Here is a 24,521-nt window from a genome sequence, read left to right as displayed (position 1 = left end):
GCTCTAGTACAAAAACCAATCAACTGTTTACATATTTGGCGACAATCCCTAGAATCGCAGACGCAAATGCGAATCATACGCATTAAGATTGGCGTGCAGGATTGCCCCGGACCGCGTCCGCCGCCTGCACGCCGCCGATCACCGATACTTCCGCTGCCTCTCGTATGCCTGCCCAGTTCAACACGCGCCCGCGAGCCCTCGTGTCCGCGCTGTATTGCTCCGTTTTCCTGACGCCGCTTCTCGCCACCGCGCAAACCGCGCCCGCCTCCGGCGCGCAACAGACGCCCGCCGCCAACGCCGCCGCCGATTCCGCCGCCACGCTGCCGGCGATCGCGGTCCAGTCGTCCGCGCTGTCGGACATGCAGGTGAAGCGCTCGCCGTCGTACAAGTTCACCGCGCCGCTGCTCGACACGCCGCGCTCGGTCACGGTGATCCCCGAGCAGCTCATCAAGGAGAAGAACGTGACGACGTTCGCCGACGCGCTGCGCTCGGTGCCCGGCATCACGTTCCTCGGCGGCGACGCGGCCGCGAACCCGTCGGCCGACCGCCCGGTGATCCGCGGCTTCGAATCGCGCAACTCGATCTTCGTCGACGGGATGCGCGACTCGGGGCTGCAGAACCGCGAGACGTTCGCGGTCGAGCAGATCAGCGTGATCAAGGGCTCGGATTCCGTCTACGCGGGCCGCGGTTCGGTCGGCGGCAGCATCGACATCGTCACGAAAACGCCGAAGAACGACGATTTCATCAACAGCAGCATCGGCTTCGGCACCGACGGCTACAAGCGCGCGACTGTCGACGCGAACCGCAAGCTCAACGACACGACCGCGGTGCGCCTGAACGTGATGGGCCACGACGCGAACCAGGCCGGCCGCAACGACGTGTACAACAAGCGCTGGGGCGTCGCGCCGTCGATCGTGTTCGGGCTGAACACGCCGACCACGGTCACGCTCAGCTACTACCACATGAACGCGTACGACATGCCGGACTTCAGCGCGCCGTTTCGCGCGTCGGGCGGCACGCCGGTACCGACCGATCGCGGCCGGTTCTTCGGGCTGAACACGCGCGACTACCGCTACGGGCAGACCGACACCGGCGAAATCCGCGTCGAGCATCGCATCGACGACAACTGGAAGCTGAAGAACACGACGATGTTCGGGCGCTCGACGCTCGACTTCGTCGCGACCAATCCGCAGATCCTCGCGTCGAATCCGAACCTGCTCGGCCTGCAGGCGAAGAGCGGCAAGTACGCGACCAACGGCTTCGCGAACCAGACCGAAGTCACCGGCCGCGCGAGCCTGTTCGGCATGCAGCACACGCTGACGGCCGGCGTCGAGTTCGGCCAGGAGCAGAACCGCTACGAGGGCTATCTCGTCACCGACGCGGCCGGCCACAACATCCGCACGGGCGGCCCGTGCTCGGTCGCCGGCAACTGCACGCCGCTCGCGGGCGGCTGGAGCCCGAACATGCCGTGGACCGGCAGCATCGTGCTGAACGGCGACAAGGGCTTCCCCGGTGCGACGACGAACACGCGCACGACCACCGCGTCCGCGTACGTGTTCGACACCGTGAAGCTGTCCGAGCGGTGGCGCTTCAACGCCGGCCTGCGCTTCGACCGCTACGACATCACCGCGAAGCAGGCCGGCGCCGCCGACCTGTCGAACACGTCGAACCTGTTCAGCTACCAGTTCGGCCTCGTGTTCAAGCCGGTGCAGACCGTGAGCCTGTATGCGTCGTACGGCACGTCGTCGAACCCGCCGGGCGCGAACGGCGGCCTCGGCGGCGGCACCGACCAGATCACCGCGGCCAACCGCGACCTGTCGCCGGAGCGCTCGCGCAACATCGAGATCGGGGCGAAGTGGGACGTGCTCCACGAGCAGCTGTCGCTGACGTCCGCGCTGTTCCAGACCGAGAAGACCAATGCGCGCGTGAGCGACGGGCTCGGCCACACGATCAATGCCGGCACGCAGCGCGTGCGCGGCGTCGAGCTCGGCTTCGCGGGCAACCTGACGCCCAAGTGGCACCTGTTCGGCGGCTACACGTACATGAATGCGGTCACGACCGATGCGGGCCCCGGCAGCCCCGGCGCGTCGGGCCTGCCGATGGTGATGGTGCCGAAGCACAACTTCACGCTGTGGACGAGCTACGACGTGATGCCGAAGCTGACGCTCGGCGCGGGCGCGACGGTGATGAGCAAGACCTACGCGTCGGTGACGCCGACGGTCAGCAAGTGGACGCCCGGCTATGCACGCTTCGACGCGGCCGCCACGTGGCGCGTGAACAAGACGATGGACGTTCAGTTGAACGTGCAGAACCTGTTCGACAAGAAGTACTACGCGAGCGCGTATCCGATCTACGCGACGTGGGCCCCGGGACGCTCGGCGATGGTGACGCTGAACTTCTATCAGTGATGCCGACGGGCGCCGCGCAGCCGACGGCTGCGCGGCGCCCCGCTCGGCTCACGCGAACAGCGCACGCACCGCGTCGAGATGCGGCGACAGAAACACCGTGCGATCGACCTTACCGGTGCGCACGTCCACCGCGCCGTCCGCGATCACGAAACGCACGTCTTCGACGCCCAGATAGCCGAACAGCGTTCGCAGCCAGGGCACGATGAAATTCCGCTGCGCCCGCGCCGCGTCCGGCCCGTAAAGCGCCCCCGCCGCGATCATGAAGGTCGCGCGCCGTCCCCCGAGCAACCCGCGCGGCCCGTGCGGCGTCGCTTCGACGGTCTCCCCCTGCCTGACGATGTGGTCCACCCAGAGCTTGAAGCTCGCGGACGGCCCCCAGTTGTGCATCGGCATGCCGATCACGTATTCGTCGGCGTCGCGCAGCTCCGTCGTGAATGCCGTCGACAGCGCGAGCATCTCGTTCTGCTGCTCGGTCCGCGCGGCCGGCGGCGTGAAGTTCGCCGCGGTCCACGCCGCGTCGATCGCCGGAATCACGATGCGACACAGATCGCGCTCCACGACGCGCCCATCGGGATGTGCACGCCGCCAGTTACGCGCATACTCCTGCGTCAAGCGACGCGAAATGGACGCATCGCCCATCGGACTCGAATCGATTTGCAGCAACTTGAGCATCGGAATCCTCCTGTCAGGACCGATCCGATGTTATTCAACCAAAAGGTTGATTGTCAACCTTTTGGTTGAATATAATCCCGTCATGAGTGCTTCCATGAATCCACACGATCGTTCGGCCGACCGGCTGGACGCCATCTTCAGCGCGCTTGCCGATCCGACCCGGCGGTCGATGCTCGAACGGCTGCGCGACGGCAGCCTCACCGTGGGCGAACTGGCCGCGCCTTACGACGTGAGCCTCAATGCGGTCTCCAAGCACGTCAAGACGCTCGAGAAGGCGGGGCTGATCCGCCGCGAAATCCGCGGGCGCGAGCATGCGTGCCAGCTCGACGCGTCGAATCTCGAGGAAGCGCAGCAGTGGCTCGGCCATTACGCCGAGTTCTGGAGCGAGCGGCTCGACGCGCTCGACCGGCATCTCGCCGGCAAACGGAAGCGGAAGCCGCCTCAGCCATGAGCGGCAATGCGATCACGGTCCGCAAGCTGCTGCATGCGTCGCGCGACGAGGTGTTCGACGCGTGGCTCGACGCGGACGGCCTGTGCGCGTGGATGCTGCCCGGCACGATGAAGCATTGCGACGCGATGCTGGAGCCGCGCGTCGGGGGGCGCTTTCACATCTACATGCGTTCCGCGCGCATCGAATACGTGCACTCCGGCGAATACCGGGTTCTCGACCGGCCGTCGAAGCTGGTGTTCACGTGGGTCTCGTCGTACATGAGCCAGCAGGAAACGCTCGTCACGATCGAACTGTTCGATCGCGACGGCCTGTGCGAGGTCGTGCTGACGCATGAGCGCGTGCCGGCCGAGCTTGCGCCGAAGGGGGTCGGCGTCGGCTGGCGGCAGATGCTGGACAAGCTGGATGCGTCGCTGCGGGCGCGGGGTGGTGGCGGTATTGCGCGGACGTAGCGCCGGGATCGGCGCGCTGCCCTTCCCGCGCTGCTTCAGCGCGCGTCGCGCCGGACCCGCGTTGATTTCACACAGATATGCGCTCATTTTTAAATCTAACTTCGGCTAAGTAAGAGTGGAGCGGTTTGCGGAGAATCTAGCAATGCTTCGAAAGCGCCCCCCTTCGGCTCATGCCTCAGATTCCGGGTCAATCATCCACCATATTGGATGCTCGGACTCCTCCCTCAGCCACATCCACTGGCCTGCTACGAGCTCGCTAGGCCGCCGCTGTTCGTGTTCCTCCTGATGCGTCAACGTGCGGACCATGGGAAATCTTTGTCCTTTCCGGAGCACCAAGTTATTCGGGCTAGAGGTCGTGGTGTATCCCTGCCATAACCCGGTCTCAGGGCAGAGCATGCCTGTGCACAGATTCATCTCCCCGTATTTCTGCCGCTTTGCCTGCCGTTCTTCAAGGCGACGTTGTTTGCGTTCCTCGGGCGTCAAAATTTTATAGGCGCGGCTTATCTCGATTTCGGTCAGCATCGGCGGAAATGATCCGTCAAGCGGATTTGCGTAGAAAAGTGTGACATTGATAGGAAATTTACTGCCTGGAGTATCCTTATTTCTATAACGGAAACTTTGCAAATTTTGGGTTTGAGGATGACGTCCTGGTATCTCGTTTTCATAGTGACGATTTCCGTTTGAATCGACCCAATAGTCATCCAGTTGAAGCAATTCCTTGATTTCCGTGTCGGGTAGGCCAGCGAGCATCGGGCTTAACCGAATCGTCATGCCCGCCGGGACGATCTTCACCTTGGAGCGATCAGCACTCAAATCTTGAGGATCGTCACCAGTGGAAAATTCAATTCTCGTGTCAGGTAACACTGGATTGACATAACGGTAAAGTTTTCCTTCAGCAGGAAGATGTGGTTTTGCCGCGTATACCCGTCCGAGGACTGTGTTTCCCGGATCGAATGGCTTGTCATCTCGCAGGATCGCCATCGCCTCTTTCAGGATGCTGCGCACCATCGCACGCTGTTCTTCCGCGTGATGTTGCATCTCAACTCCTTGCGCCAACGGCTCTGAGGGCAGCGTCATACTTGTCTGTGCATGTACCTGGGTTGAATACAAGAGCGCGATCACCACGGTCCCAATAGGCCTGCACCGCATCCGCACACGCATAGGCATCTTCTTCATGTAACTGGCTCCGGTAGCCTTCTTCGAAACTCACCATCTTTGCCGCCGTCTCGGGCGAAACTCAAACAGCCCGTATGCCTAGACATGCAAAATCGACAGGTGGGATTTCACATGGATACGCTCATTTCGAAATTGAATTTAGGCTACCTTGCAGCTCATGCCGCCGATTCCGGATCAATCATCCACCATATTGGAGGCTCGGACTCCTCCCTCAGCCACATCCACTGGCCTGCTACGAGCTCGCTAGGCCGCCGCTGTTCGTGTTCCTCCTGATGCGTCAACGTGCGGACCATGGGAAATCTTTGCCCTTTCCGGACCACCAAGCGATTCGGGCTAGAGGTCTTGGTGTATCCCTGCCATAACCCGGTCTCAGGACACAGCATGCCCGTGCACAGGTTCATCTCCCCGTATTTCTGCCGCTTTGCCTGCCGATCTTCAAGGCGACGTTGTTTGCGTTCTTCAGGCGTCAAAATCGTGTAGGCCCGGCTTATTCTGATTTCGCCCAGCATCTGCGGAAACGACCCATCCAACGGATTGGCATAAAAGAGTTCGACATCGACGGGAAATTTGCTGCCGGGAATGTCTTTTGCTCGGTAGCGAAACGTCTGAGCGTTAGGGGCATCAGGCGTGCGCCCCATTATTTCATTCCCATATTTTTTTTCATCTTGTGAATCCACCCAATAATCCTCCAATTGAAGAAGGGACTTGATTTCCGTATCGGGAAGATCAGCGATCATCGGGTCAAGGAGAATTCTTACTCCAGTCGGGACGATTTTCACCTTCGATCGGTCTGCGCTGTAATCTTCGGGGTCGTCGAATGTCGAAAGCGCAATCGTCGTCGAACGTGATACCGGGTTGGTGTAAAGATAGCGCCGCCCTTCCGATCGATAGTGTGGCTCGGTGTCGATGATGCGACCAAAGACGGTACCTGACGGATCAAATGGCTTATCATCGCGTAGGATCGCCATTGCATTTTTCAGGATACTGTGCACCATCGCACGCTGTTCTTCCGCTTGATGTTGCATCTCAACTCCTTGCGCCAACGGCTCTGAGGGCAGCCTCATACTTGTCTGTGCATGTACCTGGGTTGAACACAAGAGCGCGATCACCACGGTCCCAATAGGCCTGCACCGCATCCGCACACGCATAGGCATCTTCTTCATGTAACTGGCTCCGGTAGCCTTCTTCGAAACTCACCATCTTTGCCGCCGTCTCGGGCGACACATTTAGCAACTTGCACACTTCGGCCTGCGCAATTGGCACATCGGGTTTCACATAAGTTCCACCCGCTTGGTCTTGCATGTATGAAATCATCCAGTAGTAGTGGAACATCAACATTCGATGCAATCCGGCGACAACCCGATCATCGCCAGGGATTTGTATTTTCCCTGTGGTTGAATAAATTTTGCGCGGCACGTTGTCTTCATATACCTTCATTACCTGAGACAGCGCCGCGTAATCATTATCGTGCTGCTGAAGTAGCGCTACCATCCAAAACGTCTGTTGGCAATGCCGCGCCTCGTGGTAAAGCGTGTCGGCCAATGCCTTCAGTTGGCCGTCTAGGGAGTCTGAAAAATCCGATGCGGCGACAATTTTTCTGATTTCTGCTTCTTGAACGGCTATTACCCAATATTTGATTGAGAACGCCGCACTGACATCGGGGCGCATGTTGTATCGGGCTTGCCCTTGCTGCGCGCTGACAATATCGATGCGCGGCATCCCACCCTCCGACTCGTCAGCGTAGCCCTTCGGCAAACCAAATGGTCCCTCGCCCAAGGCATCAGAAAGAACTCGGCCGACCGCCTTTGCAACACCAGCCTTCAGTTCAAGCGGAACCGAACCATCCAGCGTCTTGTACCTCCCCCATTGGATGCGACGAAGAATGTCCTTGATCGCCGCCGTATAAGCCTTCGTCACCGGATACACGACATCGTTGCGCGGCCGATTCGCTCGCACATCGCTCTGCTTGGCCCCATTGATGAAGTGATGGAAGCGCAGCCCGAAGTTGAGCGGGTCGCAAGTCGCGAACATAGGTTGTTGATTCTCGGACGTTGCCCCCTGCTCCGGCGTGCTCGCCGTCTTGCCCCTGATTTTCGCGGTCCGCTTGTCGGCATTCGGTGCCGTGGCGGTATAGGGCGTCGCGATGTCGCGCACGATCGCCGCATGATTGACCGCAATCACCTTATCCGGGTCGCTTGCCGCAAGCAGTTCGACCGTCCCGAACGTGATGTCATGGTCGGTAACCAGCGCCGTTTCGCCACGCTCGTTACTCACCCCCTCGATCACGCGTCCGTTGTCGAGCGTGATCCGGTAAGGCTGCTGCGGCAGCGCGAAGCCGCTGGCGTGTTCCATCAACACAAAGTGCGCGGCAAACTGCCCCGGATTGTCGGGCGTGACCGGCAAGCGCATCGGCCGCGTCTGGGGAACGTCGGCCTGATGACTGCCTGCATGGACCGTGTGTTCGCCGGCCGTGCGCACCACGTAGCCCCGTTCGCTGATGCGCACTTCCGTACTGCCCACGTGCAGCACAATCTCCTTCGCTGCATGGAGATGAATGCGATCGGTCGTGCTCGTGATCGTGACCGCCTGCTTGGCCGTCATGTCGATGCCATTGGTCTGTGCCTCGATGCGCACCTTGCCGGCGGCGGCAATCAGCTTCATCCCGGCCTTGTGCACGAACAACGAAAACCGGTTCGCCACGCTCGCGAACAGCGACCGGCCGACCGCCAGACCCACATGCCGGCCGCTCGTCACGGCGACATCCTCGTTGCTCGCGATATGGGCGCTGCGTTCCGCCGCGACGCTGATTCCCGCCGCCGCCGACAGCACCATGTCGGCTTCCGCCAGCTCCGGAAAATCGTGTTCGCCGCCGGACGGCTTCCCTCGAATCGCATCGTTGCGCGCCTTGATGGCCTTCGCAACGTCGCTCTGGTCGGCGTCAAGCTGCTGTGCCTCATGCCGTTGCGCCAGTCCGGACAGGCTCTCCTGCAACTCGCGCGCTTGCGTGAGCCGGCCGACCGCCTCGCGCGCATCCTTCGCGTGGCCGGGGCCGCCGGCTCGGCCGTCCGTCGTGACGAGCAGGCCCCTCAACGCCCGCACCACGCCCCAAAAATCCGTGCGCAGCTCGAAGCCCTTGCCGCGCGCATCGGCGCGGCCTTTCTTCCTCACGATGCGCCGGAGATTCCCGAGACTGAGTTGGGACGCACCCGCATCGCTCGCGATCTGCGTCTGGATTTGTCCCTGCGTATCGTCGATCGCCAGATGGCCGGACGCCGTGCCTTGAAACTCCCGGCCGCGCAGCACCGTTACCGCCTGGTTGTCCGGCAGGTCCAGCGCCGGTTGGTGGAACGCATTCACGGCGCTGCCGACGATCACGGGCAAATCCGGGTCGCCGTAGTAGTGCTCCACGGCGACCTCATGACCGACGCGCGGGAGGAACGTCGCCCCCATCTCAATGCCCTGCCACGGCGACAGCACGCGCAGCCAGATTCCGGAATGCTCGTCCAGCTTGCCGTGACGATCCCACCCGAACTGCACCTTGACCCGGCCGTATTGGTCCGTCCAGACCTCCTGTCCGGCCGGGCCGACGACGATGGCCTTCTCCGGGCCGGACAGGCGCGGTTTCCGCACGCTTCGCGCGAGCCGGAACGGCTCGTTTGCCGGCAGCAGTTCAAACTGCGCCTCGGCGCGATAGGTCTGCCCGGTTCCCGTGCGGTCTCCCACTTCCTCAATGTCGAGCGTGGACGACACCACCACGTATTCGCGGTTGGCCGCCTGCTGCGGGTAGCCCGTCAGGGTGAAGGTGCGGCCCACCGTCAGCCCGCGCAGGTTGCCCTTTCCGTTGGCGCGTAGTCCCGCACAACGCTTCGCCTCGAGTTGCACGCGTGCGAAATGGCGCGCTTCCACATCGGTATCGTTCGGCTGGCCGTCGAGACCCTGCGCGCCGGTCAGCGGCTGGCTGTAATCGCCCCAATCGTAGATCTCGCCGTCCGCGCTCGCGGTGTCGCGCGGGTCCTCCGCGATAGCGGTCAGATTCGCATGCGGTCGGGTGTAGTCGTAGTCCGTCACGGTGACACGTCCGGACGTGAGCCGGCTTGTCACCGACAGCGCATGAATGTGTTCCTCGTCGATACGCTTGCCGTCCGGCGGCAGATAGCGCAGCGTTTCGTAGGCGTCGTCATGCGGCAGGTGACCGCCCATCGTGTCGCACAGCACGAGGCGATGATGACCATCGTCGTGCTCGAACCACCACCAGATCCCCCATTCTTCCCATAGGCGTTGCAGGAATGCCCAGTCCGTCTCGAACGCCTGACGCTGCACGTCCCGCTTCGGGTAGATGCCGCGCGACACACCGGCCAGACGCTTGTCGACCCGGTACGGATATTGGGCGAGAACCGCGTCGGTGATCTCGACCACGCTCATGTCCTGAAACAGGCGGCAGTCTTGGGTCAGCGTCGCACGATAGAGCCATGGCCGAAGCTCCAGTTCATACAGGATCGAGTCACGATCCTGACCGGCAAGCCGTGCCGCCTCGATCAGCCCCGTGATTTCGCGTGTGTCCGCACCAATGTTGCCGAGTCCGGCATGGCTCACAAGGCCCGGTTTGCCTTCGAGCTCGATCAATACGGTCGCTTCGGTGCCCACCATCGTGTCGAGTTCGAGGTCAGCCGTCCGGCTCGGCGAGAACGCATAGGCGTCGTCGGTTCGCAGCGTCACCAGATAACGACATTCGTCGATGCGACCGATCGTTTCTTTCCCCTGCAATCGCACCGGAACGAATACCGGCAGCCCGTCGACGCCATAAGTCGGCAGCGCCGCGCCGGAAATGGACAGCGTATGCGACCGGGGGAGCGTCAACCTGACGTTGCCACCGGGGTCGATGGTGTCGCCCAAACCGACCATGTCATGGTCTTGTTCGCTTTTCATCAACGACTCGTGCAAGGAATGAAAGCGTTCTTTTACCTCGCAACGAAACACTGTGCAATTTTCGAGATGAGAATTGACGGTTTGTGATGAATATAGTCAGTTATGCTATGAGAATTTCGAACTTATCAGAATTTTTTTAAAGCCAATTGAGATTATTCCAACTTGTTTTCATTCCATATTCAGTAGCCCGACCCAAAGGAGCTCGCAGTGCATGCGCCGCCGCTCGGATGACGCTCAACGACCTGCCGGAGGCGGTGCAGAAGATTCGGGCGGCGACGCCTCCCCCCGGCCGATGCAGGCTCGCGCAGCCGTTCAGGCTCACGCGAGCTGATAGCGCAGCCAGAAGGTTTCGCGGCATGCGTTGTCGAACGTCAGCCGCGACGGGCTGATCGCCAGTGCATCGGGATGGCGGATCACGTCGTAGTCGATCCAGCATTCGGCGCACAGCAGGTCGGACGGCGCGCGATCCTGCTCGACCGAACGGCGCACGATCGCGCCGTTGTCGAAGCGGTATTCGGTTTCGTCCCGCGTGACCTCGACGTCGTCGTCGGTCCAGCGGTCGTGCGACGTGGTGTGCGAGACGATCGACACGGGGCCGGCAAGCCCGTGGATAGCGGCGACGTAGGCAATGAGCTTGTTCATGACGATGCAGCGAACTGGCGGATGGCCGCTTCGCGCGATACGCGATGCGAGAAACGGCCCGAGCGGCGAGTATAGCCGCGCGCGCATGACCTTGCCGTCAGCGGGGTTTCGCGCGCTATGCCTCCAGCGCAAGCGTCGCGAACGTCGCGAGCCAGTGCTCGCCCATGTAGTCGCCGGCGACATGCGCGAGCGCGCGGTCCAGGTGACGGTCGGCCGTGTCGAGCAGGCGCGCGCGGCGCGCATCGCCTTCCGGCAGCGCCTTCGCGAGCGCGCGCTGGCACCACGCGCGGCTCAGGTTCAAGCCGTCGAGATGCGCGATCTTGCCGTCGCTGCGGTCGCTCACGGTCGCCGGCACGAACAGCGTCGCCGGCTCGCCGCGCGCAAGATCGGGCAGGAAGCGCGCAAACCAGCCATCGAATTCGGCCGGCGCGAGCACCCGCCGCATCAGCTCCGCCTCCATCAGCGCGGGCGACAGGAAATCGTCGCCGGACGGCTCCCACGCCTGGCACGCGGCGTCGTTCAGGTGCCAGCGCTTCGCGGTGTCGGCGATCAGCGCCGCGAGCCCGTCGCGACGCGTGTCGCGCGCGAACTCGAGCGCCAGCGCCAGCGCGAACGCGGTGTTGAAATGCGTGCCGACGCGCACCGGATAGGTCGCCTTCGGCAGGAACACCTCGAAGCGCGCGACGAACGCGTCGGTCAGCGGCGCGAACGCCTTCGCCCAGCGCGCGGCCTGCGGCAGCGCGCCCTTCAGCGCGAGCCGCTCGAGCTGCGCGGCGAGTGCGAGCAGCCACGCCCAGCCGTACGGCCGCTCAAAGCCGCCGTTATGCGGCAGCGCGAGATACGCGCGCTCGCCCGCGACGTGCGCGTCGGTGAAATGCGCGTCGACGACGGCGACGATGCGCTCCGCCTCCGGCAGCTTCGGGTAGCGTTCGAGCAGATGCAGCACGAGCCAGTAGCCGTGCACGCACGAATGCCAGTCGTAGCTGCCGTAGAAGATCGGATGCAGCGCGCGCGGCCCCTGCACGTCCTGCGGGCCGGCGAGTGAATGCGTGAGCCGGTTCGGATATTCGCGCGTCAGGTGCGCGAGCGCGAGCGACGCGAATTTCGACGCGATGTCGGGCGTGAGTCGTGCAGTCATGGTCCTCTCGTCGGTTCGTCGATAACGGAAACGGACGCGGGCATCCGTCGCGCGTCGGCCGCGTCGCGCCTGTCCGTCGGTTCGGGCAGCGCCGCCGCACGCGATGTCGAAGCTCGCGGGCATCTGCGTCGCCAGCGTACCGCAGAAGCCGTCCGCCGCGCACTTCGTCCGACGATTCGCCGCGCGCCGGCGGCCGTCCGAACACGCCGCTCCCGCCCTGCCGGGCGGGCCGCCCGCATGGCGGAGCCCCCATGCAGCAACTACACTGGAAAACATCCGCAGCACTCGGGAGAGCCGCCATGATTGACGTATACGAGACCATCGGCAGCCGTGCATTCTCCGCCCACCTGGCGAAGGACGGCATGGTGACGCTGATGGAACAGCGCCACGAAGTCGACCGCGTGACGCTCGCCACCGCCTATGCCGCGCTCGTCGAGGACGTCGAGCAGGAAGACGACCTGCGCGACGCGACGGTCGAAGGGATGATGCGGGCGCTGATCCAGGGGTACGCGCGCAGCCATTGACGGCCGGCGCTGGCTGCGCGCTAGCGCCGCTTGTAGAAGCGACGCAGCACGAAATGAAGCGGAATCGCCACGACCATCACGATCAGCGCGGCGTCATGGGATGACGTGGCGTCCGCCCAGCCGCCCGCCGTGCGCTCGGAGCCGAACAGACCGACCAGGATCATCACGAGCCCGCCAAGCGCGCACCCGACCAGGAACGCGACGGCGAACGGGACCCAGTCGCCGTTCATCGCGTCGTACAGCGACAGCCCGAAGCAGCCCGGCACCGCCAACGCAAGGCCGAGCGTGACCAGATAGCTGCGCGAATACGTACCCATCGCGTCGTCACGTCCCTTTCCATACTTCATCGCGCGTGCTGCCTCCATAGTTGCGTCGGCGCCGCATTTTATCGAACGCCCCGCCGATTCGGCAGCCATTCCCGATCGAATGCGATATCGCACCGCCTGCCGATCGGATTCAGGCGGCACGTATTCACCGACGCGCACGCTGCTTTCATTGCAATAGTCTTACTGGGCAAGCCCGCCGACGCCTGCGCGTAAAACCCGCACGTTCTTGCCAATCGAATTACGACAATCGTCCGAACAATCACCTATCTTTAATGGCATGAAAAAGCGCGATCAATGCGCGGAAAATTCGATTGCGATCAGACGCCCCGCATGACAGCATGCGGGCGTCCTACGACCGACCATCCTCCGGGAGCCCCCCATGGCCACAACGACGCCCCGTGCCGGCATCCCCCTGCTGCCCGCCCCGCTGCGCGGCGGGCGGTTCACGCTCGGTACGCGCATCGTGCTCAGCTTCGGAACGATTTTCGTGCTGATGCTCGTCATGGCCGCGATTTCATACAGCCGTTTGAAGGCCATCGACGACGAGGCCGACAGCCTCAAGCGGGATTCGGTGCCGGGCCTGTTCCAGTCGACGTCGCTGCGCGCGGCCGCCAATGAAAGCTACGTCATCCTGCAGCGGGCCATCTTCGTCGATACGGACGCGGACGCCGCGAAGCGCGATCTCGACCGGATGCCTGACGCGCTGCGGCATCTCGATCAGGCGTCGACCCGGTATGAGGCCACGCTGTTCCGCGACGACGACCGCGCGCGGTTCCGCGAATTCCGGGCCGCGTACGACCAGTACCTGCTGCTCATGAACGAGCTGACCCGCGCGGCGGCGGACGACCGCGCGGCCGCACGTGCCGGCTTCGCGCGCCTGAGCGCGGCGTGGGACCGCGTGATCCACGCCGCGGACACGCTGGTCGACGAAAACCACGCCCAGGCGGACGATTCGGCGCAACTGATCCACGGGTCGGTGACCGGCGCGGAAGTCACCGTCGCGACCGCGCTGAGCGTCGTGCTGCTGGCCGCGCTCGCGCTCGGCTACGCGCTGTATCGCGCGATCACCGGGCCGATGGCGCACCTCGTCGAAGTGCACGACGCGATGCGCACCGGCAACCTGAGCCAGCGGCTCGACCTGCGTCGCCAGGACGAATTCGGCACGTTGCAGGACGGCTTCAACCGGATGAGCGACGAGCTCGCGAACCTCGTCGCGCAGGCGCAGCAATCGTCGCTGCAGGTGACGACGTCGGTCGCCGAGATCGCGGCGACGTCGAAGGAGCAGCAGGCCACCGCGAGCGAGACCGCCGCGACGACGACCGAGATCGGCGCGACCTCCCGCGAAATCCTCGCGACGTCGCGCGACCTGCTGCACACGATGAACGAGGTGTCGTCGGTCGCCGAGCAGTCGGCGGCACTCGCCGGCGCGAGCCAGAGCGGCCTCGCGCACATGGAGGAAATGATGCGCAGCGTGATGGAGGCGGCCGGCTCGGTGAACGCGAAGCTCGCGATCCTCAACGAGAAGGCGGTCAACATCAACCAGGTCGTCGCGACCATCACGAAGGTCGCGGACCAGACCAACCTGCTGTCGCTGAACGCGGCGATCGAAGCGGAAAAAGCCGGCGAATACGGCCGCGGCTTCGCGGTCGTGGCGACCGAGATCCGCCGGCTCGCGGACCAGACGGCGGTCGCGACCGACGACATCGAGCAGACGGTGAAGGAGATCCAGTCGGCCGTGTCGGCCGGCGTGATGGGGATGGACCGCTTCTCCGAGGAAGTGCGGCGCGGGATGCGCGATATCCAGCAGGTCGGCGGGCAGCTGTCGCAGATCATCCACGAAGTGCAGACGCTCGCGCCGCGCTTTCAGATGGTCAACGAAGGGATGCAGACGCAGGCGAGCGGCGCGGAGCAGATCACGCAGGCGCTGTCGCAACTGTCTGAAGCCGCGCAGCAGACGGCCGAATCGCTGCGCCAGTCGTCGCAGGCGATCGACGACCTGACGCTGGTCGCGAACCAGCTGCGCACCGGCGTGTCGCGCTTCAAGATCGACGGCTGACGCGCCGAACGACGCGATGCTCTTCCTTCTGTTCGAACTCGACGGCGAACGCTATGCGCTGGAGGCGGCGCAGATCGTCGAAGTGCTGGCGCTCGCGCCGGTGAAGTCGATTCCCGGCGCGCCGCCGTGGATCGCCGGCGCGATCGACCGCCACGGCGAACCGGTGCCCGTGATCGACGTCGCGCAGCTCGCGCTCGGGCGCGCGGCGCGCCGGCTGCGCTCGACGCGGCTCGTCGTGGTGCGCTACCGCACGCCCGATGCGCAGCCCGACATGCAGCCCGATATGCAGCCCGACGTGGGCGGCGCGGCCGGGCGCATGCTCGGGCTGATCGTCGAGCGTGCAACGCAGACGTGCCGGATCGACCCCGCTCGGTTCGCCGACAGCGGGATCGCGACGCCGCATGCACGCTGGCTCGGGCCGGTTGCCGGCGATGCATCCGGATTCGTGCAATGGGTCGACGTCCGGCGCATGCTCGACGACGATGCCCGCGCGCTGCTGTTCCCGCCCGCGCAGCCGCTGCCGCAGGCGATCTCCGGATGACGGCCGCGATGAACGCCGACGATCCCCGCTTCGACGCGTGGCTCTCGCGCGAAACCGGCATGGACCCCGCCACGCTCGGCAACAATGCGCTGGCGCGCGCCGTCGCCGATCGCGCGCGCGTCGCGCTGGGCGATGCGCGCCCGCCCGCCGGCGACGGCGCGATCGATGCCTACTGGCAGTTGCTGAACGCGTCGGCCGACGAGCGGCTGGCGCTGATCGAGACGCTGGTGGTGCCGGAAACCTGGTTCTTCCGCGACCGCGAGGCGTTCGCCGCGCTCGCGCGGCTCGCCGACGCGCGGCTCGTGCGCGAGCCGGCGCGCGCGCTGCGGGTGCTGAGCGCGCCGTGCTCGACCGGCGAGGAGCCCTATTCGATCGCGATGGCGCTGCTCGACGCCGGCATCGGCCCGTCGCGCTTCAGCGTCGACGCGATCGACATCAGCGCGCGCGCGATCGAGCGCGCCCGGGACGGCCTCTACGGCCGCAATTCGTTTCGCGGCCATCCGCTCGAATTCCGCGACCGCCATTTCCGCGAGACGGCCGGCGGCTGGCAGCTCGACGCGCGCGTGCAGGAGCCGGTCCGGTTCGTGCGGGCGAGCCTGTTCGACCTGCCGCTCGATGCCGACGCGCGCTACGACTTCATCTTCTGCCGCAACGTGCTGATCTACTTCAACCGCGATGCGCAGGACCAGTCGATCCGGCTGCTGGACCAGCAGCTCGCGGCGGGCGGCACGATCTTCGTCGGGCCGGCCGAAACCGGCCTGATGATGCGCCATCCGCTGACGCCCGCGCGCATCCCGCTCGCGTTCGCGTTCCATCGCGCGCCGCCGGGCGCGGTGACGCCGACGACGGCGGGCGTCGCAGCGTCGGACGGCAAGGCACCGGACGCCGTGCGCGCTCAGCCGGTGCAGCCGACGCGGCCGGCGACAGCGTCGTTCGTGGCAGCGGCCCGACGCTCCGCCGCCGTGCACATGCCTGCGCCCGCGGCACCGGCACCGGTCGCGCACACCCGGGCCGCCCTGCCCGACAGCCACTTGCCGCCTCGCGCGGCGCCGGCCCCGTCGCCCGCCGGCGTCGCGCCGACGCTCGACGACGCGCGCCAACTCGCCGACACGGGCCGGCTCGACGAGGCCGAGCGCGCCGCGCACGCATTCACGATCGTGCATGGGCCGCACGCGGACGCGTTCTACCTGCTCGGGCTGATCGCCGATGCGCGCGGCCTCGACGCCGACGCTCAGGACTTCTATCGCAAGACGCTGTATCTGGAGCCGGCCCACTACGAGGCGCTGACGCACCTCGCCGCGCTGCGCGACACGGCCGGCGACGCCGACGGTGCGCGGCAGCTGATGGCGCGCGCACAACGCGCAAGCGCGCTGCGCGGCACGCCGACGTCCGGCCTGACGAACGATCGCGGAGGAACCGATGGTTCACGCCGCTCATGACGACCGCGCGCCGGCGCGGCGCATCGACGATTGCTGGAACCGCATCGGCACGCACGGCGACGGTTCGTGCCCGCGCCTCGCGGCGCACGCGCGCTGCCTGAACTGCCCGGTGTTCGCGCAGGCCGCCGCGACGCTGCTGGACCGGCCGCTCTCCGACGCGGATTTCGCCGAGGCCGCGCGCACGGCCCATGAGGCTCATGACGCCCATGAGGCGCCGCCGGACGCGCGCGCCGGCGATGCGAACGCGCCGCAGTCCGCGCTCGCATTCCGGATCGCCGACGAATGGCTCGGGCTGCCCGTCCCCGCGCTGCGCCAGATCGACGGGCCGCGGCCGATCCATCCGCTGCCGCATCGGCGCAACGGCGTGGTGCTCGGGCTCGTCAACGTCCGCGGCACGCTGACGATCGCGGCGTCGCTCGGCGCGCTTCTCGGCCTCGAGCACGACGCCGCCGGCCGGCATGCGTCGCGCCACGCGCATGCGCGGCTGCTGGTCGTCGAGCATCGCGGCGACACGGTCGCGCTGCCCGTCGACGAGGTCGAGGGCGTGCTGCGTTTCGCGGCATCCGCGCTGCTGCCGGCGCCGACGACGCTCGCCCACGCCGCCGCGAGGCACACGCAGGGCCTGCTCGCGTGGCGCGACACGACGCTCGGGCTGCTCGACGCCGACCGCGTGTTCGACTCGCTCGCCCGGAGCCTGCGATGAGCACCGACGACGACCTGACGCGGCTGTCGCTGCTCGACCTGTTCCGCGAGGAAGCGCAGACCCAGGCGCAGGCGCTCGCGAGCGGGCTGCTCACGCTCGAGCACGCGAGCGCCGATGCCGCCGCGCTCGAAGCGTGCATGCGCGCCGCGCATTCGCTGAAAGGCGCGGCGCGCATCATCGACCTGCACGACGGCGTCAAGGTCGCGCACGCGATGGAGGAATGCTTCGTTGCCGCGCAACGGGGCACGCTGACGCTGACGGCCGCGCATATCGACGATCTGCTGCACGGCGTGGACCTGCTGCTGCGCATCGGCGACGCCGATCCGGCGACGGCGGTCGCGCGTGCGGACATCGATGCGCTGGCCGCGCGGCTGGCCGGGCGAGACCCGGACGGCGCACCGGATACGCGCGACGCGGGCCGGATACTCGCGATGCCGGAAACGGACGACTTATCCGATGCGCCCCGCGCCGCGCCGGACCGGCAAGCGCCGCCGCACGTGCCAACCGATCCGTCGCACGACGCAAACGCGCAGCCGCCGTCGACGCCCCACCCCGACGCGCGCCACGATCCGCAGCGGATGCTGCGCGTGCGCGCCGAACAGCTCGACCGCCTGCTGAGCCTGTCCGGCGAGTCGCTGGTCGAATCGCACTGGCTCAAGCCGTTCACCGGGTCGATCCTGCGTATCAAGCGGATGCAGCGCGACGTCGCGCGCGCGCTCGACGTGCTCGGCGAAACGCTCGCCGAGCGTCTCGACCCGGCCGCGCTCGCGGCGCTGAACGACGTGCGCCAGGGGCTCGGCCAGCTGCAGTTGCAGCTCGGCGCGCGCATCGACGAACTCGACCGTTTCGACCGCCGCAGCACCCATCTCGCGCAGCAGCTTTACGACGAGGCGCTGCGCTGCCGGATGCGCCCGTTCGGCGACGCCGCGCACGCGTATCCGCGCATCGTCCGCGACCTTGCGCGCTCGCTCGGCAAGCACGTGCGATTCTCGATCGTCGGCGAGACGACGCAGGTCGACCGCGACATCCTCGACATGCTCGACGCGCCGCTCGGCCACCTGCTGCGCAACGCGCTCGACCACGGCGTCGAAACGCCCGACGCGCGCGTCGCGTGCGGCAAGCCGGCCGAGGCGAGCGTGACGCTCGAAGCGCGCCACAGCGCGGGCCAGCTGCTGATCTCCGTCAGCGACGACGGCGCCGGCATCGACCTCGACGCGTTGCGCTCCGCCGTCGTGCGGCGCCGGCTCGCCGACGAGGGCACCGCGGCGCGGCTGTCCGACCATGAACTGCTCGACTTCCTGCTGCTGCCCGGCTTCTCGATGCGCGAGCGCGTGACCGACGTGTCCGGCCGCGGCGTCGGCCTCGACGCGGTGCACGACATGGTGAAGGCGGTGCGCGGCGCGGTGCGGATCTTCACCGAGCCGGGGCACGGCGCGCGCTTCGTGCTGCAGTTGCCGCTGACGCTTTCGATCGTGCGCAGCCTGCTCGTCGAGGTCGGCGGCGAGACATACGCGATCCCGCTCGCGCACGTGCGCCGCACGCTCGAACTCGCACGCGACGACATCGACATGCTCGAAGGCCAGCAGCACTTCCGCTTCGACGGCCGCGCGATCGGGCTCGTCACCGCGCACCAGCTGCTCGGCGCACGCGCGCCGGACCCGGCGCGCGACGGCGTCGCGACCGTCGTGATCGGCGACGAGTGGGACGCCTGCGGCGTCGCCGTCGACCGCTTCCTCGGCGAATGCATGCTGGTGATCCAGCCGCTCGACCGGCGGCTCGGCAAGGTCAAGGACATCGCGGCGGCCGCATTGATGGACAATGGCGAGCCGGTGCTGATCATCGACGTCGAGGACCTGCTGCGCTCGGTCGACAAGCTCGTGCGCGGCGGCCGGCTCGACCGCGTGCAGCGCGAGCAGCATGCCGCCGTCGCGCGCAGCCGGCGCGTGCTGGTGGTCGACGATTCGTTGACGGTGCGCGAGCTGGAACGGAAACTGCTGGAAAAACGCGGCTACGACGTGACGGTCGCGGTCGACGGGATGGACGGCTGGAACGCGCTGCGCGGCGCGGCGTTCGATCTCGTCGTGACCGACATCGACATGCCGCGGATGGACGGCATCGAGCTCGTCACGCTGATCCGGCGCGACGCCGCGCTGAAAGCGCTGCCGGTGATGATCGTGTCGTACAAGGATCGCGAGGAAGACCGCCGGCGCGGGCTCGATGCCGGCGCCGACTACTACCTCGCCAAAAGCAGTTTCCACGATGAAGCCCTGCTCGATGCAGTACGCGACCTGATAGGAGAAGCCCGCCCGTGAACATCGGCATCGTCAACGACCTTCCGCTTGCCGTCGAGGCGATGCGTCGCGCGATCGCGCTCAGGCCCGAGCACCGCGTGCTGTGGGTCGCGACCGACGGCGCGCAGGCCGTCGAGATGTGCGCCGCGCAGCCGCCGGACGTCGTGCTGATGGACCTGATCATGCCGAAGTTCGACGGCGTCGAGGCGACGCGGCGGATCATGTCGTCGGGCCGGCCGTGCGCGATCCTGGTCGTGACGAGCAGCATCGGCGCGAACGCGTGGCGCGTGTACGAGGCGATGGGCGCCGGCGCGCTCGACGCGGTGGACACGCCGCGCCTCGGCGAAGGCGCGAACGGCGACACCACGCGGCTCCTGCTCGCGAAGATCGACCAGATCGGCCGGCTGCTCGACAAGCCGCCGCGCGCCGCGCGCGCAGCCGGCGCGGCGCGCGGCGACGGCGGGCCGCTCGTCGCGATCGGCGCGTCGGCCGGCGGCCCGACCGCGCTCGCGACGATCCTCGGCGGCCTGCCCGCCGATTTCGGCGCGCCGATCGTGATCGTGCAGCACGTCGACCAGGCGTTCGCGGACGGCATGGCCCAGTGGCTCGACGGCCAGACGCCGCTCACGGTGCGCATCGCGCGCGACGGCGACCGGCCGCAGCCGTCGGTCGCGCTGCTCGCCGCGACCAACGACCACCTGCGCATCGCGCGCGACGGCACGCTCGAATACACGCGCGAGCCGGTCGAGACGCCCTACCGGCCGTCGGTCGACGTATTCTTCGGCAGCGTCGCCGAGCATTGGCCCGGCGACGTGATCGGCGTGCTGCTGACCGGCATGGGCCGCGACGGCGCGATCGGCCTGAAGGCGATGCGCATGAAGGGCTACCATACGATCGCTCAGGACGAAGCGACGAGCGCGGTGTACGGCATGCCGAAGGCGGCCGCGACGCTCGGCGCGGCGCGCGCGATCCTGCCGCTCGAGCGCATCGCGGGCGAGCTGATGGCGCTCGCCCGGGCCCGAACCCCATGAACACGCGCGACAAGCATATGCAGAAACAGGTATCGACATGACCAGTGACACCACGCGAAGCCCGTGCGACGACGGCGGAACGCCCGCCGCCGACGCCGCGGACGCCGCGCTCGAAGCCGCGCGCAAGGCGCTGCAGACCCCGCCGGCCACCGACGTGCCGGTGATGGTGCTGCTCGTCGACGACCAGACGATCGTCGCCGAAGCCGTGCGCCGCGCGCTCGCCGACGAAGACGACATCGACTTCCACTACTGCACGCATTCGGGCGATGCGATGATCGCGGCCGTCCAGACGCGCCCGACCGTGATCCTGCAGGACCTCGTGATGCCCGGCACCGACGGGCTGAGCCTCGTGAAGGCGTACCGCGCGAATCCGGCGACCCGCGACGTGCCGATCATCGTGCTGTCGACGAAGGACGAGCCGGAGATCAAGAGCGCGGCGTTCGCCGCCGGCGCGAACGACTATCTCGTGAAGCTGCCGGACCGCATCGAGCTGGTCGCGCGCATCCGCTACCACTCGCGCTCGTACGTGAACCAGCTGCAGCGCGACGAAGCCTACCGCGCGCTGCGGCAGTCGCAGCAGCAGCTCCTGCAGGCGAACCTCGAACTGCGCCGCCTCACGCACTCGGACGGCCTGACCGGGCTGTCGAACCGGCGCTATCTCGACGAGTACCTGAGCGCCGAATGGCGGCGCGGCGCGCGCGAGCAAGCGGTGCTGTCGCTGCTGATGATCGACGTCGACAACTTCAAGCTGTACAACGACACCTACGGCCACGTGTCCGGCGACGACGTGCTCAAGCAGATCGCGGCCACCGTCGAGCGCTGTCTCGGCCGGGCGGGCGATCTCGCGGCGCGCTTCGGCGGCGAGGAATTCGCGGTCGTGCTGCCCGGCACGTCGCCGGGCGGCCTGCGCCTGCTCGCCGAGAAGATCCGCCTCGCGATCGAGGCGCTGAAGCTGCTGCACGAGCAGTCGTCGACCGGCCGCTACGTGACGATCAGCATCGGCGGCGCGAGCGTCGTGCCGGCGGCCGATGCGCCGGCGACGTCGCTGCTCGAGGCCGCGGACCGCGCGCTGTACCGTGCGAAGCGCGACGGCAAAAACCGCGTCGCGATCGACGTGGCCGCGCCGGCGCAGCAAGGCGGCGCATACGGAGGCACGCCGCCCGCCTGACGCCGGGGCGCGCCGCGCGCGGCATCGCGCGGCATCGCGTGGCTTACGGCGCGACGAGCCGGCGCGCGTATTCGGCCGGCTCCAGCGGCCGGCTGAACAGGTAGCCCTGCTGCTTGTCGCAGCCGATCTGCCGCAGGAACGACGACTGCGCTTCGGTCTCGACGCCTTCGGCCGTGACCTTCATCCCGAGCGAATGCGCCATCGCGACCACGGCCTGCGTGATCGCGACCGCATCCCGGTGTTCCGGCACGCCCGACACGAACGAGCGGTCGACCTTCAGGTTGTGCAGCGGAAAGCGCTTCAGGTACGACAGCGACGAATAGCCGGTGCCGAAATCGTCGACCGAGATCCGCACGTTCATGTCCGCGAGCGCCCGGAGCATCGGCAGCACCGTGTCGGTGTCGTACATCAGCAGCCCTTCGGTGATCTCCAGCTCCAGCGCGGACGGGTCGAGCCCCGCCTTCGCGAGGCAGCGGTCGACCGATTCGACTAGCCCTTCGTGGAACTGCCGCGGCGACAGGTTGACGGCCATCATCAGGTCCGGCGCGATCGTGCGGCGCCATTCGGCCGCCTGGCGGCACGCGGTTTCGAGCACCCACTGCCCGATCGCGACGATCAGGCCCGTATCCTCGGCAACCGGGATGAACTCCGCCGGCGACAGCGGCCCGAGCTCCGCGCTGGTCCAGCGCAGCAGCGCCTCCGCGCCGACCGTGCGCCCGCTGCGGCCGTCGACGACGGGCTGGTACGCGAGCCGCAATGCGTTCGACGCGAGCGCGCGGCGCAGCGACTGCTCGATCGCGAAACGGCGCTGCAGCCGCTGGTTCAGCTGCGCGGTGAAGAACGTGAAGGTGTTGCGCCCATGCTGCTTCGCGTCGTACATCGCGGAATCGGCGTTGCGCATCAGCGTTGCCGCGTCGTCGCCGTCGCGCGGCGCGAGGCTGATGCCGATCGACACGCCGAGGTAGTACTCGTTGTTCGCCACGTCGAACGGCCGCGCGATCGCGTCGATCACCTGGCGCGCGAGCGCGGCGAGATCGTCCGGTGCGTCGTAGTCGTCGACCAGGATCACGAACTCGTCGCCGCCGACGCGCGTCAGTGCGTGCCGTGCGCCGACGCAGCCCGCGAGCCGCGACGCGACGCTGCGCAGCAGCGCGTCGCCCGCATCGTGGCCGGCCGTGTCGTTGACCTTCTTGAAGCCGTCGAGATCGATGAACAGGATCGCGACGCGCGCGGCTTCGGCCGCGCCGCCGCGCGCGCCGAACAGCTCGCGCATCCGGTCCGCGAGCCAGCGGCGGTTGTAGAGGCCCGTCAGCGCGTCGTGCGTCGCGAGGTAGCGCAGCTTCTGCTGCGCTTCGCGCATCGGGCCGACGTCGTTGAACGAGATCAGCACCGAGCCGGCCTGCGCGTCGCCCGGCTTCACGATCGGCACCGCGTTGCCGCTGACCCAGATCGTGTCGCCGTCGGCGAGACCGAGGCCGATCGTATAGCCGAGCTGCAGCGCGCCGGTCGCGAGCGCGCGCCGGCTCGGCCAGTCGTCCGGCGGGATCGGCGTGCCGTCCTCGCGGAACGCGCTCGTCACCAGGCTCCACAACCGGCGGCCGACGATGCTGCCCTGCGCGCGCAGCATCCGTTGCGCGCTCGGGTTGCTCGCGGTGACGGTGCCGTCCTGCGACACGACGAGGATGCCCTCGTTCAGGCTGTTGACGACGAGACGGTGATGTTCCTCGCTGCGCGCAAGCTGCCGGGCCATCCGGTCCTGGTGCACCGCGAGCCCGACGCTGTTGCTGATGTCGCGCAGCAGCGCCGTTTCCTCGTCGGTCGGCCGGCGCGGCACGCGGTGATAGACCGCGAACGCGCCCAGCACCGCGCCCGCTTCGTCCTGGAACGGCACCGACCAGCACGCGCGCAGGCCGAGCGGCAGCGCGAGGCCCTTGTAGGCGTCCCACAGCGGGTCCGTTGCGATGTCCTCGACCGCGACCATCCGGCGTTCGTACATCGCCGTGCCGCACGAGCCCGCGACGGGCCCGATCTCGACGCCGTCGATCGCCGCGCCGTAATGGGCGGGCAGCGACGGCGCGGCGCCGACGCGGATGTGCACGCCGTCGTCGTCGAGCAGCATGATCGTGCAGGATGCGCCCGCGCCGAGCAGCGCCTCGGCGCGGCAGCAGACTTCGGCCAGCAGTTCGGGCAGCGGCGTGTTGCGCGTGATCAGCCGCAGCACGCTCTGCTCGGACGCGAGCACTTCGGCCGCGAGGCCGAGGCTGTAGCGCGGGCTTTGCGGTTCGGTATTCAAGGTGAAAACCTGACGTGTGGTTCTTGGTCGCGTCTGGGACGTCTGATTCGTTATATCGTGACGGCGCGCGGGTTTCCGCATCCGGGTTTACACCGATGAGTGGCGAAGCCGGACGGAGGCTCGGCGGGCGTCATGCCGCAGTACCGGTACATTTAAGCACCAATCCGTGACGGGCAGCGCATTCATATGCATAGGGAGTTGCACGGGATCGGAGGGGTTTGGGGGTTCTGGCTTGCGCGATTTCCGTCAAACCAACCGGTTCGATCGTTGCATGTTTCGAAACGATG

General features: G+C 66.8%; 19 protein-coding genes. 11 read left to right on the top strand and 8 right to left on the bottom strand.

Annotated features, from left to right (window positions below):
- Positions 1 to 164: 164 nt before the first annotated feature.
- Positions 165 to 2,408, top strand: a complete 2,244-nt coding sequence (locus tag HWX31_RS24095; protein WP_174966000.1) for a TonB-dependent receptor — start codon at positions 165 to 167, stop codon at positions 2,406 to 2,408.
- Positions 2,409 to 2,456: 48 nt separating this feature from the next.
- Here HWX31_RS24095 and HWX31_RS24090 read toward each other — a convergent pair whose 3' ends face one another.
- The gene (locus tag HWX31_RS24090; protein WP_174965999.1) at positions 2,457 to 3,080 is read right to left on the bottom strand and encodes an FMN-dependent NADH-azoreductase; all 624 of its coding nucleotides are present in this window, start codon (positions 3,078 to 3,080) and stop codon (positions 2,457 to 2,459) included.
- A 94-nt stretch (positions 3,081 to 3,174) separates the two neighbouring features.
- Between HWX31_RS24090 and HWX31_RS24085 the strand changes: the two genes are divergently transcribed.
- Together HWX31_RS24085 and HWX31_RS24080 are read left to right on the top strand one after the other, a co-directional pair.
- Positions 3,175 to 3,531, top strand: a complete 357-nt coding sequence (locus HWX31_RS24085; protein ID WP_059554246.1) for an ArsR/SmtB family transcription factor — start codon at positions 3,175 to 3,177, stop codon at positions 3,529 to 3,531.
- On the top strand, positions 3,528 to 3,980 hold the full coding sequence (locus HWX31_RS24080; RefSeq protein WP_174965998.1) for an SRPBCC family protein: 453 nt from the start codon (positions 3,528 to 3,530) through the stop codon (positions 3,978 to 3,980). Before HWX31_RS24085 ends, HWX31_RS24080 begins: the two co-directional genes overlap by 4 nt.
- A gap of 168 nt (positions 3,981 to 4,148) precedes the next feature.
- Here HWX31_RS24080 and HWX31_RS24075 read toward each other — a convergent pair whose 3' ends face one another.
- From HWX31_RS24075 to HWX31_RS24055, 5 genes are all read right to left on the bottom strand, one after another.
- Positions 4,149 to 5,156, bottom strand: a complete 1,008-nt coding sequence (locus HWX31_RS24075) for a hypothetical protein (protein ID WP_244143823.1) — start codon at positions 5,154 to 5,156, stop codon at positions 4,149 to 4,151.
- 155 nt (positions 5,157 to 5,311) lie between these two features.
- Positions 5,312 to 6,181, bottom strand: a complete 870-nt coding sequence (locus HWX31_RS24070) for a hypothetical protein (protein WP_174965997.1) — start codon at positions 6,179 to 6,181, stop codon at positions 5,312 to 5,314.
- 1 nt (position 6,182) lies between these two features.
- Complete coding sequence (locus HWX31_RS24065) at positions 6,183 to 10,082, bottom strand: type VI secretion system Vgr family protein (protein WP_244143822.1); 3,900 nt, start codon at positions 10,080 to 10,082, stop codon at positions 6,183 to 6,185.
- A gap of 318 nt (positions 10,083 to 10,400) precedes the next feature.
- Positions 10,401 to 10,724, bottom strand: a complete 324-nt coding sequence (locus HWX31_RS24060) for a hypothetical protein (RefSeq protein ID WP_174966072.1) — start codon at positions 10,722 to 10,724, stop codon at positions 10,401 to 10,403.
- A 115-nt stretch (positions 10,725 to 10,839) separates the two neighbouring features.
- Positions 10,840 to 11,862: a DUF2891 domain-containing protein gene (locus tag HWX31_RS24055; protein ID WP_174966073.1), complete on the bottom strand. Its 1,023-nt coding sequence runs from the start codon at positions 11,860 to 11,862 to the stop codon at positions 10,840 to 10,842.
- A gap of 299 nt (positions 11,863 to 12,161) precedes the next feature.
- On the opposite strand from HWX31_RS24055, the gene HWX31_RS24050 reads away from it, so the two are divergent.
- Entirely contained in the window at positions 12,162 to 12,386 is a 225-nt protein-coding gene (locus HWX31_RS24050; protein WP_010089051.1) for a hypothetical protein, read from the top strand.
- Between the two features lie 20 nt (positions 12,387 to 12,406).
- Here HWX31_RS24050 and HWX31_RS24045 read toward each other — a convergent pair whose 3' ends face one another.
- Positions 12,407 to 12,703 carry a hypothetical protein gene (locus HWX31_RS24045; RefSeq protein WP_174966074.1) on the bottom strand — a complete coding sequence of 99 codons (297 nt, stop codon included), beginning with the start codon at positions 12,701 to 12,703 and terminating at the stop codon, positions 12,407 to 12,409.
- Positions 12,704 to 13,091: 388 nt separating this feature from the next.
- Between HWX31_RS24045 and HWX31_RS24040 the strand changes: the two genes are divergently transcribed.
- Genes HWX31_RS24040 through HWX31_RS24010 form a run of 7 tightly spaced genes read left to right on the top strand, consistent with a single transcriptional unit; the run spans position 13,092 to position 21,941 of the window.
- A complete protein-coding gene (locus HWX31_RS24040; RefSeq protein ID WP_174966075.1) occupies positions 13,092 to 14,768 on the top strand; it encodes a methyl-accepting chemotaxis protein in 1,677 nt (558 codons plus the stop codon).
- Between the two features lie 16 nt (positions 14,769 to 14,784).
- A complete protein-coding gene (locus HWX31_RS24035) occupies positions 14,785 to 15,309 on the top strand; it encodes a chemotaxis protein CheW (protein WP_174966076.1) in 525 nt (174 codons plus the stop codon).
- Positions 15,310 to 15,317: 8 nt separating this feature from the next.
- Positions 15,318 to 16,748, top strand: a complete 1,431-nt coding sequence (locus tag HWX31_RS24030) for a CheR family methyltransferase (RefSeq protein ID WP_174966077.1) — start codon at positions 15,318 to 15,320, stop codon at positions 16,746 to 16,748.
- The gene (locus HWX31_RS24025; protein ID WP_174966078.1) at positions 16,729 to 17,451 is read left to right on the top strand and encodes a chemotaxis protein CheW; all 723 of its coding nucleotides are present in this window, start codon (positions 16,729 to 16,731) and stop codon (positions 17,449 to 17,451) included. Before HWX31_RS24030 ends, HWX31_RS24025 begins: the two co-directional genes overlap by 20 nt.
- The gene (locus HWX31_RS24020) at positions 17,448 to 19,763 is read left to right on the top strand and encodes a hybrid sensor histidine kinase/response regulator (RefSeq protein WP_174966079.1); all 2,316 of its coding nucleotides are present in this window, start codon (positions 17,448 to 17,450) and stop codon (positions 19,761 to 19,763) included. The genes HWX31_RS24025 and HWX31_RS24020 overlap by 4 nt, the downstream gene beginning before the upstream one ends.
- Complete coding sequence (cheB, locus tag HWX31_RS24015; RefSeq protein ID WP_175933972.1) at positions 19,760 to 20,773, top strand: chemotaxis response regulator protein-glutamate methylesterase; 1,014 nt, start codon at positions 19,760 to 19,762, stop codon at positions 20,771 to 20,773. Before HWX31_RS24020 ends, cheB begins: the two co-directional genes overlap by 4 nt.
- Before the next feature lie 37 nt (positions 20,774 to 20,810).
- Positions 20,811 to 21,941 (top strand): diguanylate cyclase, encoded by a 1,131-nt coding sequence (locus HWX31_RS24010; RefSeq protein ID WP_174965276.1) that lies wholly within the window; start codon positions 20,811 to 20,813, stop codon positions 21,939 to 21,941.
- A gap of 43 nt (positions 21,942 to 21,984) precedes the next feature.
- Here HWX31_RS24010 and HWX31_RS24005 read toward each other — a convergent pair whose 3' ends face one another.
- A complete protein-coding gene (locus HWX31_RS24005; protein WP_174965275.1) occupies positions 21,985 to 24,234 on the bottom strand; it encodes a putative bifunctional diguanylate cyclase/phosphodiesterase in 2,250 nt (749 codons plus the stop codon).
- Positions 24,235 to 24,521: the final 287 nt, after the last annotated feature.

Source organism: Burkholderia ubonensis (genome assembly GCF_902833085.1).
In the GTDB taxonomy this organism is placed as follows: Bacteria; Pseudomonadota; Gammaproteobacteria; order Burkholderiales; family Burkholderiaceae; genus Burkholderia; species Burkholderia ubonensis.
Note: the sequence above shows the minus strand (reverse complement) of the source record. Positions and strands in the feature narration are given on the sequence as shown.